The sequence below is a fragment of the Pandoraea terrigena genome, assembly GCF_902459705.1.
Taxonomy (GTDB): domain Bacteria; phylum Pseudomonadota; class Gammaproteobacteria; order Burkholderiales; family Burkholderiaceae; genus Pandoraea; species Pandoraea terrigena.
In genome coordinates, this window is sequence record NZ_CABPRU010000009.1 from 32,818 (window position 1) to 51,686 (window position 18,869).

Genomic DNA, 18,869 nt, shown 5'->3' on the forward strand with positions numbered 1-18,869 from the left:
CGTCTCCCAGGAGGCCAGCATGCGGGCGATGCAACTGTCGAAAAGAAGCGGCACGCTAACGCTGGTGGATATCCCGATCCCTGTCCCAGGTCCCACTCAGGTCCTGGTACGCGTGAGCGTATGCGGCGTGTGCCGGACCGACCTGCACGTCATGGACGGCGACCTGCCCGACGTGCCCGACGCCATCATCCCGGGACACGAGATCGTCGGGACAGTGGCGGCGCTGGGGGCGGACGTTCGCGAACTGGTCGTCGGGGACCGGGTCGGCGTGCCATGGCTCGGTGCCACTTGCGGCAGTTGTCGGTTTTGCCTGAGTCATCGGGAAAACCTATGCGAGACGGCACGTTTTACCGGCTATACGCTTAACGGGGGTTATGCGGAATACGCCGTTGCCGAGGCCCGTTTCACCTTCAAGTTGCCCGAACGCTACGACGACGCCACGGCCGCGCCGCTGCTGTGTGCCGGCCTGATCGGCTATCGCTCGCTCGGCATGGTCGGCGCTGCGCGACGAATCGGCCTGTACGGCTTCGGTGCCGCCGCCCATCTGATTGCCCAGATCGCGCATGCCCAATCGCGGGAAATCTATGCCTTCACGCGCCCCGGCGACGACGCGGCCATGGCCTTTGCCTTGGCAAACGGGGCGCGCTGGGCCGGTGCCAGCGACGCGCCAGCACCAACGTGTCTGGATGCGGCGATCCTCTTCGCCCCGGTGGGCGATCTTGTCCCGAAAGCGCTTGCCGCCGTGGATCGGGGTGGCATTGTCGTGTGCGCTGGCATTCACATGAGCGATATCCCCGCGTTTCCCTACCGGCTGATCTGGGGCGAACGGCAGGTCAGATCGGTGGCCAATCTGACGAGAGACGACGGACTGGCGTTTTTGGCGCTCGCCGAACGCATCCCGTTACACGTCACGACGAAAGCCTACCCGCTCGAGCAGGCGAACGTGGCCTTGAGCGACCTGCGTCGAGGTGCTTTTTCTGGTGCCGCGGTGCTCCAGGTTCGAGCGCCATAGTCGGCGTCAGGCGCCGGGCAAGTCGGCGGGTGCCTGTGTCTCCATGGGAATCACGGCGGAGACGACCGTCCCGCCTTCGGATGGGCTGCGGACTTCCAGCGCCCCCCCCAGCAAGCGCGCCCGCTCGCGCATGCTGATAAAGCCAAGCGAATCCGGCTTCGGGCGTGTGGGTGGCAGGCCACGGCCGTTATCGGAAATGCGCAGCCGGCATTCGCGGTCGCATGACAGTTCGATCGTGACGGACGTCGCCCTGGCGTGTTTCGCCACGTTATTGAGGGCCTCCTGAACGATGCGGAACAACGCCGTCGCCACCGGCGCGGGAATCGGGGGCAGACTGTGCGCTTCGGTAAAGTCGACCGCGACACCGTATCGCCGTGTAAAGTCCCGGGCGTACCACTCGATCGCCGGGCCGAGCCCAAGGTCATCGAGCATCGGCGGGCGCAGATCGGCGGCCATTTGACGCACTGCGGCGACCATCCCGTCGATCGATTGCTCGATTCGTCTGACGTCACCGCTCACACTCGTCTGGTCGCCCAACGCTCGCTTGAGCAGGGCAGTGTCCATTTTCAGCGCGGTGAGCCGTTGACCCAAGTCGTCGTGCAATTCGCGCGCGACCCGCAGCTTTTCTTCTTCGCGAACCGCTTCGAGGCGCGCGTTGAGCTTTTCGAGTTCGCTTCGCGACGTTTGCAGCGCGTTCGCAATTTGTCGCTGCTCAGTCACGTCACGCAGCACCACCGTATAAAACTTGCCGTCCGCGTCGGCGCTTTGCGAGATCGACGCTTCCATCGGAAACTCCTCGCCATCCGAGCGCAAACCCCAGAGCGGCCTGCCACGGCCCATCAATCGCTCCGATACGCCGGTCATGCCAAAACGCTCGATGTGTTGATAATGCGCATCCCGAAACCGTTCCGGGATGAATCTGGCGAGCGGCTCACCGATCGCTTCCATGGCGCTGCATCGGAAGACGCTTTCGGCTGTGGGGTTGAAGATCTGGATCCGTTGCTGAGCGTCGATGGTCACAATAGCCTCGCGCACGGACTGGATCACGCTGAAAAGACGGCTTTCGGATCGACGCTTTTCGGGCGCATCGCGCTCACTGAGCCCGCGCCCGTGACGTCTCGCCAGCAAGGCAAGGAGACATGCGAGCATCGTCACCACCGTCATGCCCAACCCCAACCCGAAGGTCCAGTTGGCCACGCCGGCGCCGCGCAGGGCGGCAAATTCGTCGGACGCCGTGTACCTGAGAAGGAGCGCCGGCTTATCCGCGTAGGGCAAACGCGCACTCGATCGGTAATCGACTGATGGTCGAGGTTCGCCTGGCGCCCGCGGATACAGGCTGTCAAAGACGAGAATGGACTGGCCAGAACTGTCCGGCATATTCACCGTCAGCGTAATGTCATGCAGGAGCGGCCCGATCGCAACGTGCACGAGCGCGTCAATGTCAGCGACGGCGTAGGCGCATATCGACGGCCGGCTGGTATCGGACAGGAACACGAAATAGGCGCGGCCCGTCGACGGCGAGGTGAGCGTGAAGGCGCGCCCCGTTGTTGTTGTGCCGCTTGGCATTACCAGTGATCCGCTCGGCCCGAGCAGGACTTCGTTGCCAACCGAATAGGCGGCGATTCTCGCGATCGTGTCGCCCGTACGCTCGCATCGGGCAAAGGTCACCAGGCCCGGTAATCGCTCCGCCAGTCGCATATTTTGTGCATACGCTCCCCAAGCCTTCTCGTCGGGATGGGGCGTTATTGCCAGGCGATCCAGCGCGCTATGCAATGTGTCGCGGTATACGGACAGGGCAATGGCGAGCTTGTCTGTCGCCGCCGTCGTACGCAAGTCGAATCGCGCGTCGACGTTGCTGTGCAGGGTCGTGCGCACGGCGAGCCAATTCCACGTCGCAAGCGCGAGGCAGATCGAACACAGCAGGGTGAGGATAATGCCGTCGCCCCCCCGCGAAAGCGATTGTATTGCACCGCGAAACGTCAACTTCGCCATGTACGTTGCCCCTATCCCATCGGTTCTTGTGCCGAGCATTCCGTCTTTGTATCACTGTCGGCGCAATTTTCCCAGCCTGGCCACTCCGTCACGCATCGCACAAGCCGAGCGCGAGACGCCGGACGAGGGACACAGGCGCCGCGTCGCTGCCAAGTCTGCCCTTGATCCGCGTCAACGGCGGTGGCCCAGGGCCGCACTAGAGTACAAAGTAATTGCCCCACAGGAGAGACACCATGACCTACCGGACACTGCTTGTACACGTCGACAACAGTAAGCAATGCCGCGCACGCGTCGAGCTTGCCGTGGATTTCGCCTGTCGGCTACCTGCCCACCTGACGGGCATCTACCTGCCGTTCCACATGCCGATATTTGCCGATGTCACCGATACTGGCGGCATGGGGGTGCCGCCGCCGTCATCGCCGCAGAGCGAAGCCAAACGTCTCGACGAGGCGGAGCAGATGTTCATGGAGATCTGCCGCCGTCAAGCGGTCAGCCCGGAATGGCTGACGCCGCAATATGACACGAATGGCGAGATGCGAACCCATGCGCGCTACGCCGATCTGGTCATCGTCGGACAAGAAGACCAACGCGACCCTGAAACGCTACCGGCGATGGGATTCGTCGAGTCGGTCGTGCTCGCCGGTGGCCGGCCTGTCCTGATTTTGCCTTATGCGGGCAAGGTGCCGCGTGCATTCAATAACATTCTGCTCGCCTGGGACGGTGGCCGAGAAGCGGCGCGCGCCGCGACCGACGCCATGCCATTCCTGCAGGCGGCGAAGACGGTTCATGTGATGCACGTCAGCCGAGGGAATCAGCCGGACGTCCTGGGGCCGATCCCAGGGCTCGACATCGCCACGTTCTTTGCCCGTCATGGTGTCAACGTGCGCGTCACGCCCGAACGCGGCGCCAACGACGTTGCCGTGGGCGAGGACCTTCTCTCCCGTGCGGCCGACACGAACATCGACCTCATCGTGATGGGGGGCTACGGACACTCGCGGATGCAGGAATGGGTACTCGGCGGGGTAACCCGCACGCTGCTCGAAACCATGACGGTACCAGTGCTGATGTCGCACTGACGCCACACGATACGGAGTTCGGAGATGAAAGCATTGGTGTTTCACGGTCCACAGCAGATTGCGCTGGAAGACAGGCCCGTCCCGGAAGTGATCGCGCCCACGGACGCCATCGTGCGTGTTCGGAAGACGACGATCTGCGGAACGGATCTGCATATTCTCAAGGGTGATGTTCCGACGGTGGCGCCCGGGCGAATCCTGGGACATGAGGGCGTGGGCGATGTCGTTCAGACCGGCGCGGCCGTGACCGCTTTCAAGCCGGGCGACCGCGTGCTGATTTCCTGCATCTCATCGTGCGGAAAGTGTGAGGCTTGCCGGCGCGGCATGTATTCGCACTGCGCGGCGGGGGGCTGGATTCTTGGCAATCGGATCGATGGCACGCAAGCCGAATATGTCCGGACGCCGCATGCCGATACCAGTCTTTATCCTGCGCCGGCCGGCGTCGATGACGATGCCCTGGTCATGTTGAGCGATATTCTGCCGACGGGATTCGAGTGCGGCGTGCTGAACGGCAAGGTCAAGCCGGGCGACAGTGTCGCGATTGTCGGTGCGGGCCCGATCGGACTGGCGGCATTGTTGACCGCGCAGTTCTTCACGCCGGCACAGTTGATCGTCGTGGATCCCGATGCCTCGCGGCTGGAAGTGGCGACGCGACTCGGTGCCACGACGGTGCTGCCGCCCGGGAAGGACGCAGAGGAGACCATCCGGCACCTGACCGGTGGACGCGGCGTCGACACGGCCATCGAGGCCGTCGGGGTGCCCGCGACGTTCGAGTTTTGCGAAGCCATCGTCGCGGCGGGGGGCGTCATCGCGAATGTCGGGGTGCACGGTCGCAAGGTCGATTTACACCTCGAGTCGCTGTGGGACAGGAACATCAGCATCACGACCCGGTTGGTCGACACGGCGGCGACGCCCATGTTGCTCAAGACCGTGCAATCGGGACGTCTTTCGCCCAGCGTGCTGATCACCCACCATTTCTCGCTTGCCGACATTCTTGACGCCTACCGCACGTTTGGCGACGCCGCGAACACGCATGCGTTAAAAGTCATCATCTCGCCGTAAGGCCCGCGGTGCGCGGCAGTGCGGACGTCTCGTCCGCCTGCCACCGCCGCTCACGGACTTTCCGGAAGCGTATCTAGCAGGTCGCGCACCGCCTCTGCCAGCGCCGGCGTCACGTCGATGGCATTGGAGGCGTGCGGCACCGTGTTGGCGGTCACAACCCGGCTGGCGCCAGCCGCGATGAGATCGTCGACACTGATGCCGTCGAACAGTCCGTGAATGGCGATGCAGACCGGGTCGCCGAAGCCAGCGCGGACCAGCGCCTTGACGGTGGCCAGCATGGTTTGCCCGCTCGCCAGGATGTCGTCGACGATCACCGCCGTACGTTTTGCAAACGCCGATGGCACCTGCAACTGGACGCTGACCTTGGCATCGGCCTCGCGGGTCTTGTGCGCGACGATCGACGGCGCGCCGATGCGCTCACCGATTTGCGCCACCCACGCTTCACTTTCGTCGTCCGGCCCCACGATAAGCGGATTCGGCACATTGGCCGAGATCCACTCGGCCGTGGCGACGACGGCATGGGGTGAGCGCACGGGAACGGCATAGGCTGCGCAGAGTGATGGCAGTCGATGCAAGTGCGGTTCGATCGTCACCAGGCCGTCGATGTGCGCGCTGAGCAGTCGGCCAAAACTGTAGGCGGACACGGATTCGCCCGGACGAAACCTCGCGTCCTGACGCAGATAACATAGGTACGGTGCCACGAGCACGACGCATCGCGCGCCAAGGTCTCGCGCCGTGTCGGCCGCGAAAATCAGCGGCAGAATCTTGGCGTCAGGGCGGTGCAGTTCACCGACAATGACGGCCGATTTCCCGCTCAGTGGTCCTTCGAGCGCCACCCGTTGTTCGCCATCGGGAAAGCGATGGATATCCAGGCGCTGAACCGGACAAGCGAGTGCATGGGCCAGCGATCGTGTCACGGGCTCATTCCCGGGCAATGAATAGACCACGACATCCTTCATGATTCCCCCACGGCGACGATGGCCGGAAAGCGGCAGGCGTACTCGTAAGCGTAGTCGAGTTCTCCCGCACTTTCCGCATAGATGGTAAACAGCGGTTGTCTGGACACTACGTGCGTTCCGATCGGGGCTTCGAAGACAACGCCCGCCCTCTGCGCGGCCGGCGCGCCCGCCAGCTTCGCGACCCGCGCCAGATGGCGATTGTCGACGGCGGTGACCACGCCGCTGTGGCGCGCCGTCACTGCTTTGCTATGCCGCCCGACCAATGGCTCGCGCATGCCGCCCTGGGCCTCGCAGATTCTCTGGAACTGCCGCCAGGCGAGCTCGCCGGACAGTATGCGGCGCGCGCATGCCTGACCTTCGCCCGGTAGCGCCTTGCCGCCCATTTCCAGGAGTCTTCCTGCGATATCCACGCTCTTGTCCGCGAGATCGGTCGGGGCGTTGCTGCGATTTTGCAGCACGGACAGGACGTCTCGCGCTTCCAGGCTGGGGCCGATACCGCGGCCGACCGGTTGGTCGCCCGCACAGACGTAGGTCGAAACCTCAAGCCCGAGCGCTCGGCCAATCGTGCGCAATCGCTCGGAAAACAGGGTGCTGGCGTATTGGGACCGAATCTTGGCGGTTAGCCCGACCGGCACGTCGATCAGCACGTGCGTGGCACCGGCGGCCAGTTTCTTCGACAGGATGGACGCCATCATCTGCGCTTCGCTGTCCAGATCGAGCGGGCGCTCCACCTGGATCAGGATGTCGTCGGCCGGGCTAAGTCCCGCTGCGCCGCCGAAGACGATGCAGCCCCCCACGGCGTCCACGACCCGACGCATCTCGTCGGCCCGCAGATCGACCGGGGCCAGCGTTTCCATGGTGTCGGCGGTGCCGGCTGGCGACGTGATCGCGCGCGAGGACGTTTTCGGCATGATCAGCCCTTGCGACGTCACGATCGCAACCACGATCGGTGTCGTGCGATTGCCGGGCAGGCCCCCAATGCTGTGCTTGTCGACGATGCAGTCCGCCTGCCAATGCAGCGTCTCGCCTGTGGCCACCATCGCACGCGTGAGGGCAATGATCTCGTCGTCCGACAGCCGGTTACCGGTGCATGCCGTCAGAAATGACGAGATGTGGATCGACGAATAGCGACCGGCGGCAATATCGCCAATGACTTCATCGAGTGCCGCGGGCGTAAACGCTTCGCCGAACATTCGGCCTCGCACATGGCGAAAGGACTCGATCGGCGGCATGTGGCGCACACGAACCCATTCGCCCTCGGTCACATCGAGCGCGGCCAGGGCGGCTTCACTCAAACCGATCTCGTCGAGTTCCACCCAGTCGCCCGTCACGGTCTGTAGCGTCGCCACGACGCTCGCCTCGCGGTATTCGAGCAGCAGACGCGTCTGCGCCGCGAAACCTTCCGAGCGGCAGATCAGGCTGTCGCGTCGGAGGTAGGCGACGGCTTCGCGCAACGTGTCGATTTGCACCCGGCGCGCGCGCAGCCGACGCCCTGTGAGCGGGAGGTCCGCATTCGCATCAGCGTCGCCTGGCGACGACGCGCGACGGTTGGGGCGACCGAAGGCCTGAACGTCCGGAGACTTCTCGATATCGTCTGACACAGTGCGTGTTCCTTGCAGAGCGCGACGGAGGCGCGTCCCGTCAGCGCGGATTCAGAGTCCATTCCAATAGTGCCGTCGCTTCCCAGCGTACGCCGGTTGTCGCGGTACACGGCGGGTCTCCGGCGAGACGTTGACGTGCATCAAACGGCACATCCCCGCCGGTTTCCCGTGGACAACGCATCGGCCGACGTTGAGATATGTCAAGGCCTGGCCCGCGGTGGCGGACTATCGTGAAGACATCGCCGGTTCTGCTACAAGCGACGCAAGCGACACCCGATCATGCCGGTCGTCCGGCACTTGTGTTCGAATACGGCCCCGTTTCGAGCGCAGGCAAGTTGGGTTTCTGCCCGCTTCGGCGGGCGATTTTTTTGCTTATTGCGGTCGGGTCGTGGACTCCGCAATCCATTCGGGAGGCGCGATGATGTCCAAAGAACTGATTTCCCCCCTGGGCGTATGCAAGGCGCAGATGTTTGCGGCCCTCGACGCTCACAGGAATTGGGTCGAAAACGTGCAATGTCTGCGGCAAATGCAGCTCAAGGCCGACGAAGGTCTTCTCGAGGCGGACAGGGAACTCACCAACGCCCTCGAACACGCGCCGGATGTCAGTGCGCTCTTCAATAGCCAGCTCGCCTTCATGAACCGTCAATTGGCCATGCAGAACCTGATCTGGCAAGGATTGGTGAAAATGAGTGCCCGTGGGCCCACGGTCTGGGCCGAACAGTACTCTGCGGCGCAGAAGGCATGGCAACACCTGCTTTCCGAGGCGTCGGCCGACACGACGGATGGGCAAAACCCCGCCAATTGGTGGACCGCGTGGGGTGAACTGACCAAAACGGCGCTGAGCGCGTTCGGCTCACTCCCGGATCAGCTCAATCAGAGCGCAGGGCAAAGGATTGTCGCCTCGCAAGACGGCATCGACAGGGCTGCGCGGGCGAAACCTGCGACGTCGCCGCCTAACGCCAACCGAGGCTAGGCAGAGGCCCATCGTCACCGTTGGCATGTCAATCGACGGGGGCGTCGAGCCGTGGAAGGTGAATACGACTTTCGATTCGAGCCTCAACGCTCGCCATCCGATGGCTTTCGCTCGAAGACTCGAAGCGTTGCGAATCGAGCCGTTAGACATCTTCCGCGGATAAGCCCGGGGGCCGTGCGGGCGGCGCTACCGCCCATTGACGTTCGTCAATGCGCGATCGCGCCCCTTGTATCAGACTTCAGGCAATACGCTAGCTCATCGAGCGCGCGTCGTGGCCCACAGACCGAAGGAGGCTTTCGTGCCCCGATCCAAGGACAACTTGCTGCAAGCGTGGGCCGTTGACGACCAGGTCTTTGCCCGGACCGCGACGGCCGCCGAACGGCTGACGTTCTGCCTCCGATACGCCATTCTCGCGCCCTCGACGCACAACACGCAGCCGTGGCGCTTCGTCATCAGCGACGATACGGTTCTGTTGTGCGCAGACCGCACCCGCGCACTGCCGGTCAGTGACACCTACGATCGCGAATTGACCATCAGTTGCGGGGCGGCATTGTTCAACCTGCGCGTCGCCCTGAGCCACTTCGGTTGCCCGTATGTCATCCGGATCATGCCGTCGAGCGCCGAGCCGGACGTGCTCGCCAGTGTGCAAATCTCGGACGAGGGCTTCGTGGACGGGCAGATTGCGGCGCTGTTTGCCGCCATCCCGAATCGCGTGACCAATCGTCAGGCCTTCGACCCGGCGCCCGTGCCGCCGGCGACGATCGCGTCGTTGCAGGCGGCGGCCGAAGCGGAAGGCGTGCAACTCGCCCCGACCGCGAACGACGCCGAACGCTTGCGCTTGGCCGACCTGATCGATCAGGCGGATCGGATCCAGTTGGGGGATCCACGCTTTCGCCGCGAACTGGCGTTGTGGATCAATGCGTCGCGGCGCGATGACGGCATGGCGAGCTACTCGGCCAGTGCCGCGAGCCTGCTCGACTTCGCGTCGCCGATTCTGGCGACTGTCGTGCGCACATTTGACGTCGGCGGCGGTTTGGCGGCGAGCCATCGTCGTCTCGTGGAGGGTTCGCCCTTGCTCATCTGCCTGGCAACGCGCTCGGACGACCCTGAAAATTGGTTGCTCGCCGGGCAGGCCATGCAGCGAGTGTTGCTCACGCTCACGGCGCAGGGGTTCGATGCGTCGTTCCTCAACCAGCCCATTGAAGTCGAGACATTGCGCCCCGCCGTCGGCGCGATGACGGGCAGCGGGGACTCGCCACAGGTCCTGCTGCGCGTGGGCCGCGGCCCTTCGCAGGTACATGCGCCACGGCGCGCGCTCGAAGCGGTCATTTCGTAAGCGCGACGTTGCCGGAAATCACGAGCGCGAACCAAGCGTTTGCGCACAAGGCGTCTTGAGTCGCGAGGGCGGAAATGGGGCTGGAAACACAGGGAGAGCAGGGTGAGCGCTCGCCAATGCTGCTTCAGGGGCTGCGCAAACAGCTGAGCGAACATCCGCTCGGGCACGTGGGTCCCGGACTCATCACAGGCGTTGCGGACGACGACCCGAGCGGTGTCGTCACCTACACCCAGGCGGGCGCGCAGTATGGTTTCAACATGCTATGGGCCATGCCGCTCGCATTCCCGTTGATGGCAGCCATGCAGTTGATCTGTGCGCGCATCGGCCGTGTCACGGGCAAGGGCCTTGCCGCCAATATCGAAACGGCGTTTCCGCCGATCGTCCTGCGGGGCGTGGTCATCCTGCTCCTTCTTGCCAATACGCTCAATATTGCCGCCGATCTGGCCGCGATGGGCGAGGTGGCGGAGCTGACCAGCGGCATCGATCGGCATTGGATGACCATTGGCTTTGCGCTCGGCTCGCTGCTCCTGCAGGTCTTTGTGCCGTATCACCGCTACGTTGTCTTCCTCAAGTGGTTGACCGTGTCGCTGCTCGCCTACGCCGCCGTTCTGCTGACGGTGCACGTGCCGTGGCGAACCGTCGCGCTGCGCACGCTGTGGCCCGAGCTGAGAATCGATTCGGCGAGCGCTGCCGTCATCGTCGGCGTGTTCGGCACGACCATCAGCCCCTATCTCTTCTTCTGGCAAACGTCGGAGGAAGTCGAGGAAATGGGAAGGAACCCCGCTGCGCGACCGCTCAAGGACGATAACGTTGCCGCCCGCGGCGAGCTTCGGCGAATCGGATGGGACACCTGGACAGGGATGTTCTATTCGGACATCACAGCCTATTTCGTCATCCTGGCGACCGCCGTGACGCTTCATGCGAGTGGCATCCGGAGCATCGAAACGGCGGCGCAGGCGGCCAGTGCGTTGCGGCCGCTGGCGGGGAACCTGGCGTGCGTCCTGTTCAGCGTCGGAATCGTCAGCGTGGGCCTGATCGGTGTGCCGGTGCTGGCCGGGTCCGGCGCCTATGCCATGGCGGAGGCCATGCACTGGAACGAGGGGCTCGAGCGCACGCCGAGCGCGGCGCACGGCTTCTACGGCATCATCACGATCAGCATGCTCGCCGCCACCGGCATTCAGTATTCGCCGATCAGCCCGATGAAGGCGTTGTTCTGGAGCGCCGTCATCAACGGAGTCGTGGCCGTGCCGCTGATGATCGTGGTTCTGCTGCTGGCAGCGAGAAAATCGGTGATGGGCCAATTCACGGCAAGCTGGCCCATCCTCGCGTTGGGATGGATCGCCGCAGCGGTGATGGGGGCCGCCGCCGTGGCCATGCTGCTGATATAGCAAGAACGCGACGGCGCCCCGCAGTCGCGAACGCGCCGGCGACTGCGGGGCCGGATTGCGTCAGTGCGACAGCAGCACCGGCGTGGACATGTGCTTGAGGATCGTGCGCGTTGCGCCGCCGAAGACCAGTTCGCGCGTCGGACCATGCCCGTAGGCACCCATGACCAGCAAGTCCGCGTCGTACTCCTCGGTCACGGTCAACAACTGAACGCCATCGCTGGCTTCGGTATCCTGCCGGATCGCCACGGGCTTCGCGCGCAGCCCGTGCTTCTCCAACAGTTGCACAATCTCGGCAAGTGACGGGTCGTCGCCTGCCGGCGAGCGGTTGATGCCCACCACGAAGATGTCCTGGGCACGCCCGAGCAGTTGCCACGCGTCACCGACAGCACGTCGCGCCTCGCGCGAGCCGTTCCACGCAATCACGATCCGTCGGATTTCCTGCGGCAGGGTTACGTTGTGCGGGAGTCCAAGCACGGGTACGCCCGCCGAGACGATGACCTCTCCGAGACCATCCACACCCAGTGCGGCGACACCACCCGGCGCGTCGGGCTGGCCGACGATGCAAAGATCGGTGGCCTTGGCAAAATTGGACAGGATCGTCGTTGGCGCGCCGAACGGGGCATGCCAGTCGCCGACAATATCGTGTTCCGCACAGATTTCCTGGAACAGCTTCTCTGCCGCGTGCAAAGCCTCCTGTGAGCGCGCCTCCGTTCGGTGGTGATCTCCGGACGATTCACGTTGGCCGGCATGCACAGTGCCTGGCCGATGGGGCAGATAGAGTCCGGCGAGACTGGCATCATGCTGGCGGGCGAGCAGCCCGCTGAAGCGTAGGCGTGCGGCGCTCGTCGCGGTGTCGTCCACATGGACACAAATTCTCCGTAAGCTCATTTCTTTCCTCCTCGCATGGGTGACCCGCGCATTCGCCTGCGATAGGGCGGAATGCCGCACAGGCATGATTTGTTATAACGCGGCAAATCCATTGGGGGCAGGATTCCCGCGATCGGGTTGATGCGAATCAAGGTCGCACGCCTTGCATGCGGCGCGCGTTCCCTGCGCGAAGTTGACGTCGGTCAAGCGCGGTCGAGAGAAGCCGGCAAAGCGCACGGCAAGGCGTTAATCTGAAATAACCCGGCGCGATCCCCGGCAAGCGTCAGCGACGTTTGCGATGGCGCCATCGATTTCACGGCACGGAGTTTCCCCATGAAGACAGATGCGCAACTGCAACGCGACGTGATGGACGAACTCGCGCGCGACACCAACATCCACGCGAGTGAAATTGGCGTCGAGGTGCGCGACGGCATCGTCACGCTCTCAGGAGACGTCGCGAGTTTCTTTGAAAAGTGCGAGGCCGAGCGTGTCGCGGCCAAGGTCGCGGGGGCCCGGGCGATTGTCATCGGACTGGAAGTCGTTCCCATGTCGAAGGACCGCCATACGGATACCGACATTGCGAGAGCGGCGCTTGCCGTATTGAAGTGGCACGCCGGCCTCCCGGACGACGGCATGCACGTGAAGGTCGAGAACGGCTGGGTCACCCTCGCGGGCGACGTCGAGACCTACACGCAGCGCGTGTTGGCGGAGAGCGCCGTCCGGACGCTGCGTGGCGTCAAGGGCGTCATCAATGACATCAAGGTGCTCAGCGGCCCGCATCGCACGGAAATCGCCGGACATATCGCCGCCGCGCTGGCGCGTCAGGCCCAGCGTGAAGTGCGCCACCTCGACATCTCGGTATTGGGCAATGGCGAAGTGCTGCTGACCGGCACCGTGCATTCGCTCGCGGAAAAGGAAGCCATTCGGGGCGCCGCGATGACCACACACGGCGTATGTGCCGTCGTGGATCGGCTGACAGTCGAATAAGCGTGTCCGGCGATGTCCACGGCGCGACGCTCGTAACGCGAACACGATAGACGCAGGAGAAGCCTGATGAACGCAGACCTGGAGGCCGTCATCCTGGACGTGCTGGACGCGTGCCGGGAGTTGTCGCTCGCGACGCTCATGGCGGACGGGAACACGCAGTCCGATGTCGTTTGTTTCGTCCATCACGGGCTCGACATCTATTTCGCCACCGGGCGCGATAGCCGCAAGATGGGGAACATCGAGCGCGCCGCGCAAGTCTCGTTCTGTCTTTACAAGCCCTATGTCGGATGGCCGGACATCAAGGCGCTGTCGGCTCACGCGTTTGCCGAAATCCTGCCGGACGAATCGGCCGAGCGTCTACTGGCGATGCGACTGCTAGACGAGCGTTTTCCGGACGCATGGACCCGTGTTCCCGAACACGGATCAAACCGATCCACCATCGTGAAGCTCGAATGCTGGGCGATTCAGGTGCTGGACTACAGCCGCGGGTTCGGCCATGCCGATATCGTTACCGTCCCATCGAAACGTCGCTGCGACTAGTGGCGGCCTCGCCGGCTGAGTCATCGCAAAAAGGGGAAGGGATCATGTACCGCAACATTCTGGTGGCGTTCGATGCCAGCCCACCTTCGGAAACCGCCTTGACCCATGCCGCCCGGCTCGCCAAGGCGCTAGGCGCGAGCCTTCGCGTCGCTTACGTCGAAGTCGACCCGGCGCTCTATTTCCCCTTGATGGCTGCGGTGCTGCCGTCGGTCGCCGACATGCAGAATGCGCTCAATGCCGAGACGATGGCGGTTCGGGAAGCGGCATTGGACATCCTGGCACGTGAGGGCGTGGCGGCCGATTTCGCGACACTGCCCTTGATGGACAGCCATATGCACATTGCCGATCGGGTGCTGACGGAGGCCCGGCGCGTTGATGCGGACCTCGTGGTTACCGGCTCGCACGGCCACCGGGGCCTCGCGCGCGTCGCGCTCGGGAGCGAGGCCAATCGCATGCTTCAGCACGCCGACCGGCCCGTTCTCATCGTGAAGTTGCCGCGTCCGTAGCGCGCGCCTGATCACCGACCGCCTGGTGACGGTCAGCCGGCCTGATTGACGACCAGCAGCGGGCGATCGATCACGCGCGCAACCCGTTCGTTCTCGTGACCGTTGAACCACGAGAACAACCCATGACGATCCTGCGCACCCACGACCACGAGATCCGCATCCCATTCCTGCGATTCCCGCAGGAGGGCGGCGGCCACGTCTTCCGTCAGACGCGTGTGCGACACACGGCTCTCGATTTCGCCCTTGGCGCCCAGTTCGGTCATGATCGCCATGGCATGTTTGAGCGCGTTTGCGGCCCGAGGAACGTCGGGCGCCGACGAAAGAAGGGATTTCTTCAGTTCTGACACGTCTACGCCTCGATCCTCGACGTAAAGGGCCAGCAGGTTGGAATGCGGCGGGGCGACTTGCATCCCCACGCGCACGGCGTGCAGCGACGCCTCGCTACCGTCGACGGCAAACAGGATCCGGCGCGCGTGGTGCAACGACGATTCGGTCGCTTTCCTGGGAATCATGAGAATGGAGCGGTGCGTGTGCTCGGCCAGCGCAGCCGAAACCTTGGTGGTCAGCAGGGTGGCTATGCCGGCGGCGGGTTCGGCACCGACAACGACCAGATCGGCATTCCATTCCTCGGCCACGCGGGCAATGCCCGCCGAGATTTCGCGATTGCCCAGCGCAGGCCCCAGCAGACGCTTGTGCACCTGTGCGCCGGTACGCTGCAGGTTGGCCTGTGCGCCCTCCAGCGCGACGAGTTCGTCGCGCCGGAGTTCGTCGAACGCTGCGCTGACATCGGCCTTCGTTCGCGAGTGCGGTGTCAGGTACGCCTCTGGATCCTCGAAGAATCCCAATACCAGCACTTGCGTGTCTGGCGAACAAAAGTGCGCGGTGTACGGAATGGCGTTCAGCGACGCGCCGCTGGGATCGACGGCAACGAGGATCCGCCGGAATGGCTTGGGAAAGCCGTGTGGCGACAGTAGTTGGGAGACGGGTTCCATGGTCGAAGTCGCCGGACAGGGCGATCCTGGTCGATGAATGGTTTATAGCATAGCGGGAACACGGGCCGTGGCGTTGCGCTCGATCAACGTTGCGCGCCACGACGCGCCGCCGACGCTCTCTATCACTTATGCTATACCGTGCACTGAGCGTTATGAACGGGCGCGCGATGACCGAAGCTATGCTCGAAATTATGCCGTATGCGACCGCACTGGCGATCGGCCTGCTTATCGGTGCCGAACGCGAGCGGCGTAAGGGCGCGACCCATGAGCGTGCGGCGGCGGGCATCCGGACGTTTGCCCTGACGGCCGTCCTGGGCGCGACAGCAATGGCGTTGGGGGGCATTTGGCTCTTGGCGGCCGTGGTGCTGGCGCTCAGCGCCGTGCTGATTGCGGCCTACCTACGCCCACACAATGACCCGGGGATCACGACCGAGGTTTCGCTGATCCTGACACTGCTGCTCGGCGCGATGGCGCAACACAACCCCACCTTGACGGTCGCCATCGCCGTGGCCGTCGCGAGCGTGATGCAGGTACGGTTTCGCTTGCATCGCCTGGTGACGCGCGTTGTGACGGACGCCGAATTACAGGATGTCCTGCTGCTCGCGGTGGCCGCCCTCGTGATTCTGCCAATTTTGCCGAATCGGCCTATCGATGTCTTCCAGTCGGTCAATCCGTCCACGATATGGCGCTTTACGGTCGTCATGCTCTCCATCGCCGTGATTGGCCACTTTGCGCAACGCGCACTCGGGCCGAGTGCGGGATTTCCGGTCACGGGGCTGGTGTCCGGGTTCGCGTCCAGCATCGCCACCATCAGCACGATGGGCACGCAGGCCAGGCAAAACCCGGCGTTGTTGCTGCCCGCCGCGGCGGGGGCCGTGCTCTCCAGCATTTCGACCATGGTGCAGTTGGCCATCGTGATCGGGACGATCTTTCCGACCGTGCTGATTCACCTTGCATTGCCTCTCGGTGCAGGTGCCGTTGCCGCCCTGTCATACGGGCTTTGGGCACTTTGGCGCGCGAGCCGGTGCGCCGCGCCGCAAACGGTGCACATCGGGACCGCCATCGATTTGAAATCCGCCCTGGTGCTGACCCTGAGTGTGTCCGCCGTCATGCTCGCCTCGGGGGCGCTCTCGCATTGGTTCGGGAAGTCGGGCTTACTGGCGGTCGCCATGGTGGGCGGCCTGGCCGACGCCCATTCCGTCGCGGCCAGCACGGCCTCGCTGGCCGCACAGGGCAGGCTGAGTGTTGCGGATGCTGGCCTTCCGATATTGGCGGGCGCCTCGACGAACGCCGTCGTCAAAGGGATTGCGGCGCTGGTGTCCGGGGGGCCACGCTTCGCTAAACTCGTCGTTCCGGGCATCGCGCTGGTGGTCGCCGCGATCTGGCTTGCTTATCTCTTCGCGCCGTCGATACCATGACCGGCGCCAAGGTTTCTCTTGACGTCAGTCAATTCGCCGGCGCCAGCGCGTTCTAGATTAGACAACGTGCGACATGGATCGCAGCCCCCTGGGCGCGCCGCGCCCCTCATCCCACGGAGTCAGTCATGGCAAACCTCACCCGATTCGATCCCTTGAATTTCGACGAACCATTCGAGAACCTCATTCGTAACGCGTTCTGGCGTCCGCTCGCGCTGGAGAGTTCGAAGCGCATGCAGATCAAACTCGATGTCGAGGAAGACGACAAGCAATTTACGGTGCGTGCCGATATGCCCGGCCTGAGCAAGGAAAACATCAAGGTGGCACTCGATGGCAACCAAGTGTCCATCAGCGCGCACGTCAGCAACACGACCGAAAAGAAGGACAACGGCAGCTTTGTGCACCGCGAACGGTATGAGGGCGATATGTATCGCAGCTTCTCGCTCTCACAGGCGGTCGACAAGGAAAAGGCACAGGCGAATTATCGCGACGGTGTGCTGGAACTGGTGCTGCCGAAGCTGGCCGATGCCGGCCAGCGCGAGTTGACCATTCAGTAAGCCGCCTCGGCGATAGGGGAGGGTGCCGCCCGGGCATCCTCCCGGCGGACGAATTCAAGCGTTAGTGCAGCGTTTGCGGAAGCGGGATGGACGCGACGCCACGCGGCATATCGGCAAATTCGGGTGGCCGCAGCCCGTCGATGACCTGACACGCATAATCGACCGCGCATCGCAGTGCGCGATATGGGTCCGAGTCCAGCCGCTCATTCAAGGTAATCTGGATCACGACGCCTTCAGACGGTGCGTCATCGGACCGATTGCAACCGTTCCTTACCGTCGCACCGCGCACGATGGCCACTGGCAAGTAGCGCCGATCGTGGCTCGGTATGGCATAACCTCCGCAACCGACAAGTTGCGCGTGAGCCTCGATAACGAATGCCTTGTAATATTGTTGCAGCGTAGACATGGGAACCTCATGAGCACTGGGGATCGCCAGCGCGATCCGGCGGGATTGACGGGCACTTCGGTATTCGGAAGTTATAGGCTTGCGCGGGCTGGTACGCCATGACCCAAGTCAACACGTCACGCCGCCGCGTCGATGAAGCGTTGCGCGGGCGCGCATTCGGCCCATCCAGCGTTTGGAAGGATTCCTCTCATCTCTTTGGCGGATAGGGTCGCCGGTTCACGAGGGAAATACTTCTTGAATATTGAGAGAAATGCGCTTTAGTGAAAGGAGATCACGTTCGGATCGAAAGGGCGCTGTGACACCGCTGATCAGCCGCCATCCCGAGCAGCGGCTTGCGCTCAGTGATCGCCGCTGCGTTGTTGTTGCGCGGGTCACTGAATGGCTCCAGACCGGACCGACGCGGCTCGTCCGCGACCTGCCACCGTTTTTCCGGTGTCGCGCGTACCCGAATCAATGGCTCTGCTGGGTGGCATCAAAGAACGATGCTGCTCTCAAACTCGGAGGCAAGGCATGACGCGTGTCATGATCGCGGACGATCACGCCGTAGTGCGCGACGGATTGAAACACATTCTAGAGGGTGCGGGAAAGTTTGATGTCGTCGGTGAGGCCGCGGACGGTGCTGCAATCCCGTTGATAGTCAACGATTGTGCTCCCAACGTGTTGCTGCTCGACCTGTCCATGCCGGGACGAAGTGGCCTGGAACTGATCCGGCTACTGCGAGAATCCCATCCGGCATTGCGCATACTGGTGCTCACGATGCACTCGGAGGAGCAATACATCGTGCGCGCTTTCCAGGCCGGCGCGGCGGGATACCTGACCAAGGAAAGCGCGGCTGACGAACTGGTCACGGCCATCAATCACGTAGCCGTGGGCGGCACCTACGTCAGCCAGTCGATCGCAGGCAAGCTGGCGTCGAGCTTTCTGGGAAATAGCGACGACGTGCCGCATCGCCGCCTGTCCAACCGAGAACTGGAAGTCTATCGTCGCCTGGTTCGTGGCGAACTGCTCACCACCATCGCCGATGCGCTCTGTGTCAGCCCCAAGACCGTCAGCACCTACAAGATGCGTCTCATGGAGAAGATGCAGATGCCCAATGAAGTGCAACTGGTACGCTACGCGCTGCGCCACCATCTTTTCGACGATGGCGACAACCTGTAACGCTCGCATGTCCGGCGCCGGATAGCGATCCGTCGTACGTTCGAC

The 18,869-nt window shown here is 63.5% G+C and carries 17 protein-coding genes; 12 read left to right on the forward strand and 5 right to left on the reverse strand.

What is annotated here, in order from left to right:
- Window positions 1–19: 19 nt before the first annotated feature.
- On the forward strand, window positions 20–1,012 hold the full coding sequence (locus tag PTE31013_RS17265; RefSeq protein ID WP_150614005.1) for a zinc-dependent alcohol dehydrogenase family protein: 993 nt from the start codon (window positions 20–22) through the stop codon (window positions 1,010–1,012).
- 6 nt (window positions 1,013–1,018) lie between these two features.
- Here PTE31013_RS17265 and PTE31013_RS17270 read toward each other — a convergent pair whose 3' ends face one another.
- Window positions 1,019–3,004, reverse strand: a complete 1,986-nt coding sequence (locus PTE31013_RS17270) for a PAS domain-containing sensor histidine kinase (RefSeq protein WP_174978608.1) — start codon at window positions 3,002–3,004, stop codon at window positions 1,019–1,021.
- 233 nt (window positions 3,005–3,237) lie between these two features.
- Between PTE31013_RS17270 and PTE31013_RS17275 the strand changes: the two genes are divergently transcribed.
- A complete protein-coding gene (locus tag PTE31013_RS17275; RefSeq protein ID WP_150614007.1) occupies window positions 3,238–4,080 on the forward strand; it encodes a universal stress protein in 843 nt (280 codons plus the stop codon).
- Window positions 4,081–4,104: 24 nt separating this feature from the next.
- Window positions 4,105–5,139: a zinc-dependent alcohol dehydrogenase family protein gene (locus tag PTE31013_RS17280; protein WP_150614008.1), complete on the forward strand. Its 1,035-nt coding sequence runs from the start codon at window positions 4,105–4,107 to the stop codon at window positions 5,137–5,139.
- Window positions 5,140–5,189: 50 nt separating this feature from the next.
- Here the strand turns inward: PTE31013_RS17280 and PTE31013_RS17285 are convergent, their stop codons facing one another.
- Together PTE31013_RS17285 and PTE31013_RS17290 are read right to left on the reverse strand one after the other, a co-directional pair.
- Complete coding sequence (locus PTE31013_RS17285) at window positions 5,190–6,098, reverse strand: ribose-phosphate diphosphokinase (protein WP_150614009.1); 909 nt, start codon at window positions 6,096–6,098, stop codon at window positions 5,190–5,192.
- Window positions 6,095–7,699, reverse strand: coding sequence for a thymidine phosphorylase family protein (locus PTE31013_RS17290; RefSeq protein ID WP_150614010.1), 1,605 nt, complete (start codon window positions 7,697–7,699; stop codon window positions 6,095–6,097). The genes PTE31013_RS17285 and PTE31013_RS17290 overlap by 4 nt, the downstream gene beginning before the upstream one ends.
- 421 nt (window positions 7,700–8,120) lie before the next feature.
- Here PTE31013_RS17290 and PTE31013_RS17295 point away from each other — a divergent pair, with 421 nt between their 5' ends.
- From PTE31013_RS17295 to PTE31013_RS17305, 3 genes are all read left to right on the forward strand, one after another.
- Window positions 8,121–8,672, forward strand: coding sequence for a hypothetical protein (locus PTE31013_RS17295; RefSeq protein WP_150614011.1), 552 nt, complete (start codon window positions 8,121–8,123; stop codon window positions 8,670–8,672).
- A gap of 298 nt (window positions 8,673–8,970) precedes the next feature.
- Window positions 8,971–10,008, forward strand: coding sequence for an Acg family FMN-binding oxidoreductase (locus PTE31013_RS17300; RefSeq protein WP_150614012.1), 1,038 nt, complete (start codon window positions 8,971–8,973; stop codon window positions 10,006–10,008).
- A 116-nt stretch (window positions 10,009–10,124) separates the two neighbouring features.
- Window positions 10,125–11,396 carry an NRAMP family divalent metal transporter gene (locus PTE31013_RS17305; RefSeq protein WP_150614143.1) on the forward strand — a complete coding sequence of 424 codons (1,272 nt, stop codon included), beginning with the start codon at window positions 10,125–10,127 and terminating at the stop codon, window positions 11,394–11,396.
- A 60-nt stretch (window positions 11,397–11,456) separates the two neighbouring features.
- Here PTE31013_RS17305 and PTE31013_RS17310 read toward each other — a convergent pair whose 3' ends face one another.
- A complete protein-coding gene (locus PTE31013_RS17310; RefSeq protein WP_174978610.1) occupies window positions 11,457–12,284 on the reverse strand; it encodes a universal stress protein in 828 nt (275 codons plus the stop codon).
- A 312-nt stretch (window positions 12,285–12,596) separates the two neighbouring features.
- On the opposite strand from PTE31013_RS17310, the gene PTE31013_RS17315 reads away from it, so the two are divergent.
- The 3 genes from PTE31013_RS17315 to PTE31013_RS24840 all read left to right on the forward strand — a co-directional run bounded on the left by PTE31013_RS17315 (window position 12,597) and on the right by PTE31013_RS24840 (window position 14,296).
- On the forward strand, window positions 12,597–13,250 hold the full coding sequence (locus PTE31013_RS17315) for a BON domain-containing protein (RefSeq protein ID WP_150614014.1): 654 nt from the start codon (window positions 12,597–12,599) through the stop codon (window positions 13,248–13,250).
- A gap of 66 nt (window positions 13,251–13,316) precedes the next feature.
- Window positions 13,317–13,790, forward strand: coding sequence for a pyridoxamine 5'-phosphate oxidase family protein (locus PTE31013_RS17320; RefSeq protein WP_150614015.1), 474 nt, complete (start codon window positions 13,317–13,319; stop codon window positions 13,788–13,790).
- 44 nt (window positions 13,791–13,834) lie between these two features.
- Window positions 13,835–14,296 carry a universal stress protein gene (locus PTE31013_RS24840; protein WP_174978611.1) on the forward strand — a complete coding sequence of 154 codons (462 nt, stop codon included), beginning with the start codon at window positions 13,835–13,837 and terminating at the stop codon, window positions 14,294–14,296.
- A gap of 32 nt (window positions 14,297–14,328) precedes the next feature.
- On the opposite strand, the gene PTE31013_RS17330 is transcribed toward PTE31013_RS24840, so the two are convergent.
- Complete coding sequence (locus PTE31013_RS17330; protein WP_150614017.1) at window positions 14,329–15,288, reverse strand: universal stress protein; 960 nt, start codon at window positions 15,286–15,288, stop codon at window positions 14,329–14,331.
- Window positions 15,289–15,467: 179 nt separating this feature from the next.
- On the opposite strand from PTE31013_RS17330, the gene PTE31013_RS17335 reads away from it, so the two are divergent.
- From PTE31013_RS17335 to PTE31013_RS17345, 3 genes are all read left to right on the forward strand, one after another.
- Window positions 15,468–16,706 (forward strand): MgtC/SapB family protein, encoded by a 1,239-nt coding sequence (locus tag PTE31013_RS17335; RefSeq protein ID WP_174978612.1) that lies wholly within the window; start codon window positions 15,468–15,470, stop codon window positions 16,704–16,706.
- Window positions 16,707–16,831: 125 nt separating this feature from the next.
- Window positions 16,832–17,260, forward strand: a complete 429-nt coding sequence (locus tag PTE31013_RS17340) for an Hsp20/alpha crystallin family protein (protein WP_150614019.1) — start codon at window positions 16,832–16,834, stop codon at window positions 17,258–17,260.
- Window positions 17,261–18,176: 916 nt separating this feature from the next.
- Window positions 18,177–18,824, forward strand: coding sequence for a response regulator (locus PTE31013_RS17345; RefSeq protein ID WP_150614020.1), 648 nt, complete (start codon window positions 18,177–18,179; stop codon window positions 18,822–18,824).
- Window positions 18,825–18,869: the final 45 nt, after the last annotated feature.

What these genes read in the sequence shown, in the direction of transcription:
- PTE31013_RS17280 (WP_150614008.1), top strand. Translation starts at nt 4,105, where the DNA reads ATGAAAGCATTGGTGTTTCACGGTCCACAGCAGATTGCGCTGGAAGAC.
- PTE31013_RS17315 (WP_150614014.1), top strand. Translation starts at nt 12,597, where the DNA reads ATGAAGACAGATGCGCAACTGCAACGCGACGTGATGGACGAACTCGCG.
- PTE31013_RS17295 (WP_150614011.1), top strand. Translation starts at nt 8,121, where the DNA reads ATGTCCAAAGAACTGATTTCCCCCCTGGGCGTATGCAAGGCGCAGATG.
- PTE31013_RS17310 (WP_174978610.1), bottom strand. Translation starts at nt 12,284, where the DNA reads ATGAGCTTACGGAGAATTTGTGTCCATGTGGACGACACCGCGACGAGC.
- PTE31013_RS17345 (WP_150614020.1), top strand. Translation starts at nt 18,177, where the DNA reads ATGACGCGTGTCATGATCGCGGACGATCACGCCGTAGTGCGCGACGGA.
- PTE31013_RS17335 (WP_174978612.1), top strand. Translation starts at nt 15,468, where the DNA reads ATGCTCGAAATTATGCCGTATGCGACCGCACTGGCGATCGGCCTGCTT.
- PTE31013_RS17285 (WP_150614009.1), bottom strand. Translation starts at nt 6,098, where the DNA reads ATGAAGGATGTCGTGGTCTATTCATTGCCCGGGAATGAGCCCGTGACA.
- PTE31013_RS17330 (WP_150614017.1), bottom strand. Translation starts at nt 15,288, where the DNA reads ATGGAACCCGTCTCCCAACTACTGTCGCCACACGGCTTTCCCAAGCCA.
- PTE31013_RS17320 (WP_150614015.1), top strand. Translation starts at nt 13,317, where the DNA reads ATGAACGCAGACCTGGAGGCCGTCATCCTGGACGTGCTGGACGCGTGC.
- PTE31013_RS17270 (WP_174978608.1), bottom strand. Translation starts at nt 3,004, where the DNA reads ATGGCGAAGTTGACGTTTCGCGGTGCAATACAATCGCTTTCGCGGGGG.
- PTE31013_RS17275 (WP_150614007.1), top strand. Translation starts at nt 3,238, where the DNA reads ATGACCTACCGGACACTGCTTGTACACGTCGACAACAGTAAGCAATGC.
- PTE31013_RS17305 (WP_150614143.1), top strand. Translation starts at nt 10,125, where the DNA reads ATGCTGCTTCAGGGGCTGCGCAAACAGCTGAGCGAACATCCGCTCGGG.
- PTE31013_RS24840 (WP_174978611.1), top strand. Translation starts at nt 13,835, where the DNA reads ATGTACCGCAACATTCTGGTGGCGTTCGATGCCAGCCCACCTTCGGAA.
- PTE31013_RS17340 (WP_150614019.1), top strand. Translation starts at nt 16,832, where the DNA reads ATGGCAAACCTCACCCGATTCGATCCCTTGAATTTCGACGAACCATTC.
- PTE31013_RS17265 (WP_150614005.1), top strand. Translation starts at nt 20, where the DNA reads ATGCGGGCGATGCAACTGTCGAAAAGAAGCGGCACGCTAACGCTGGTG.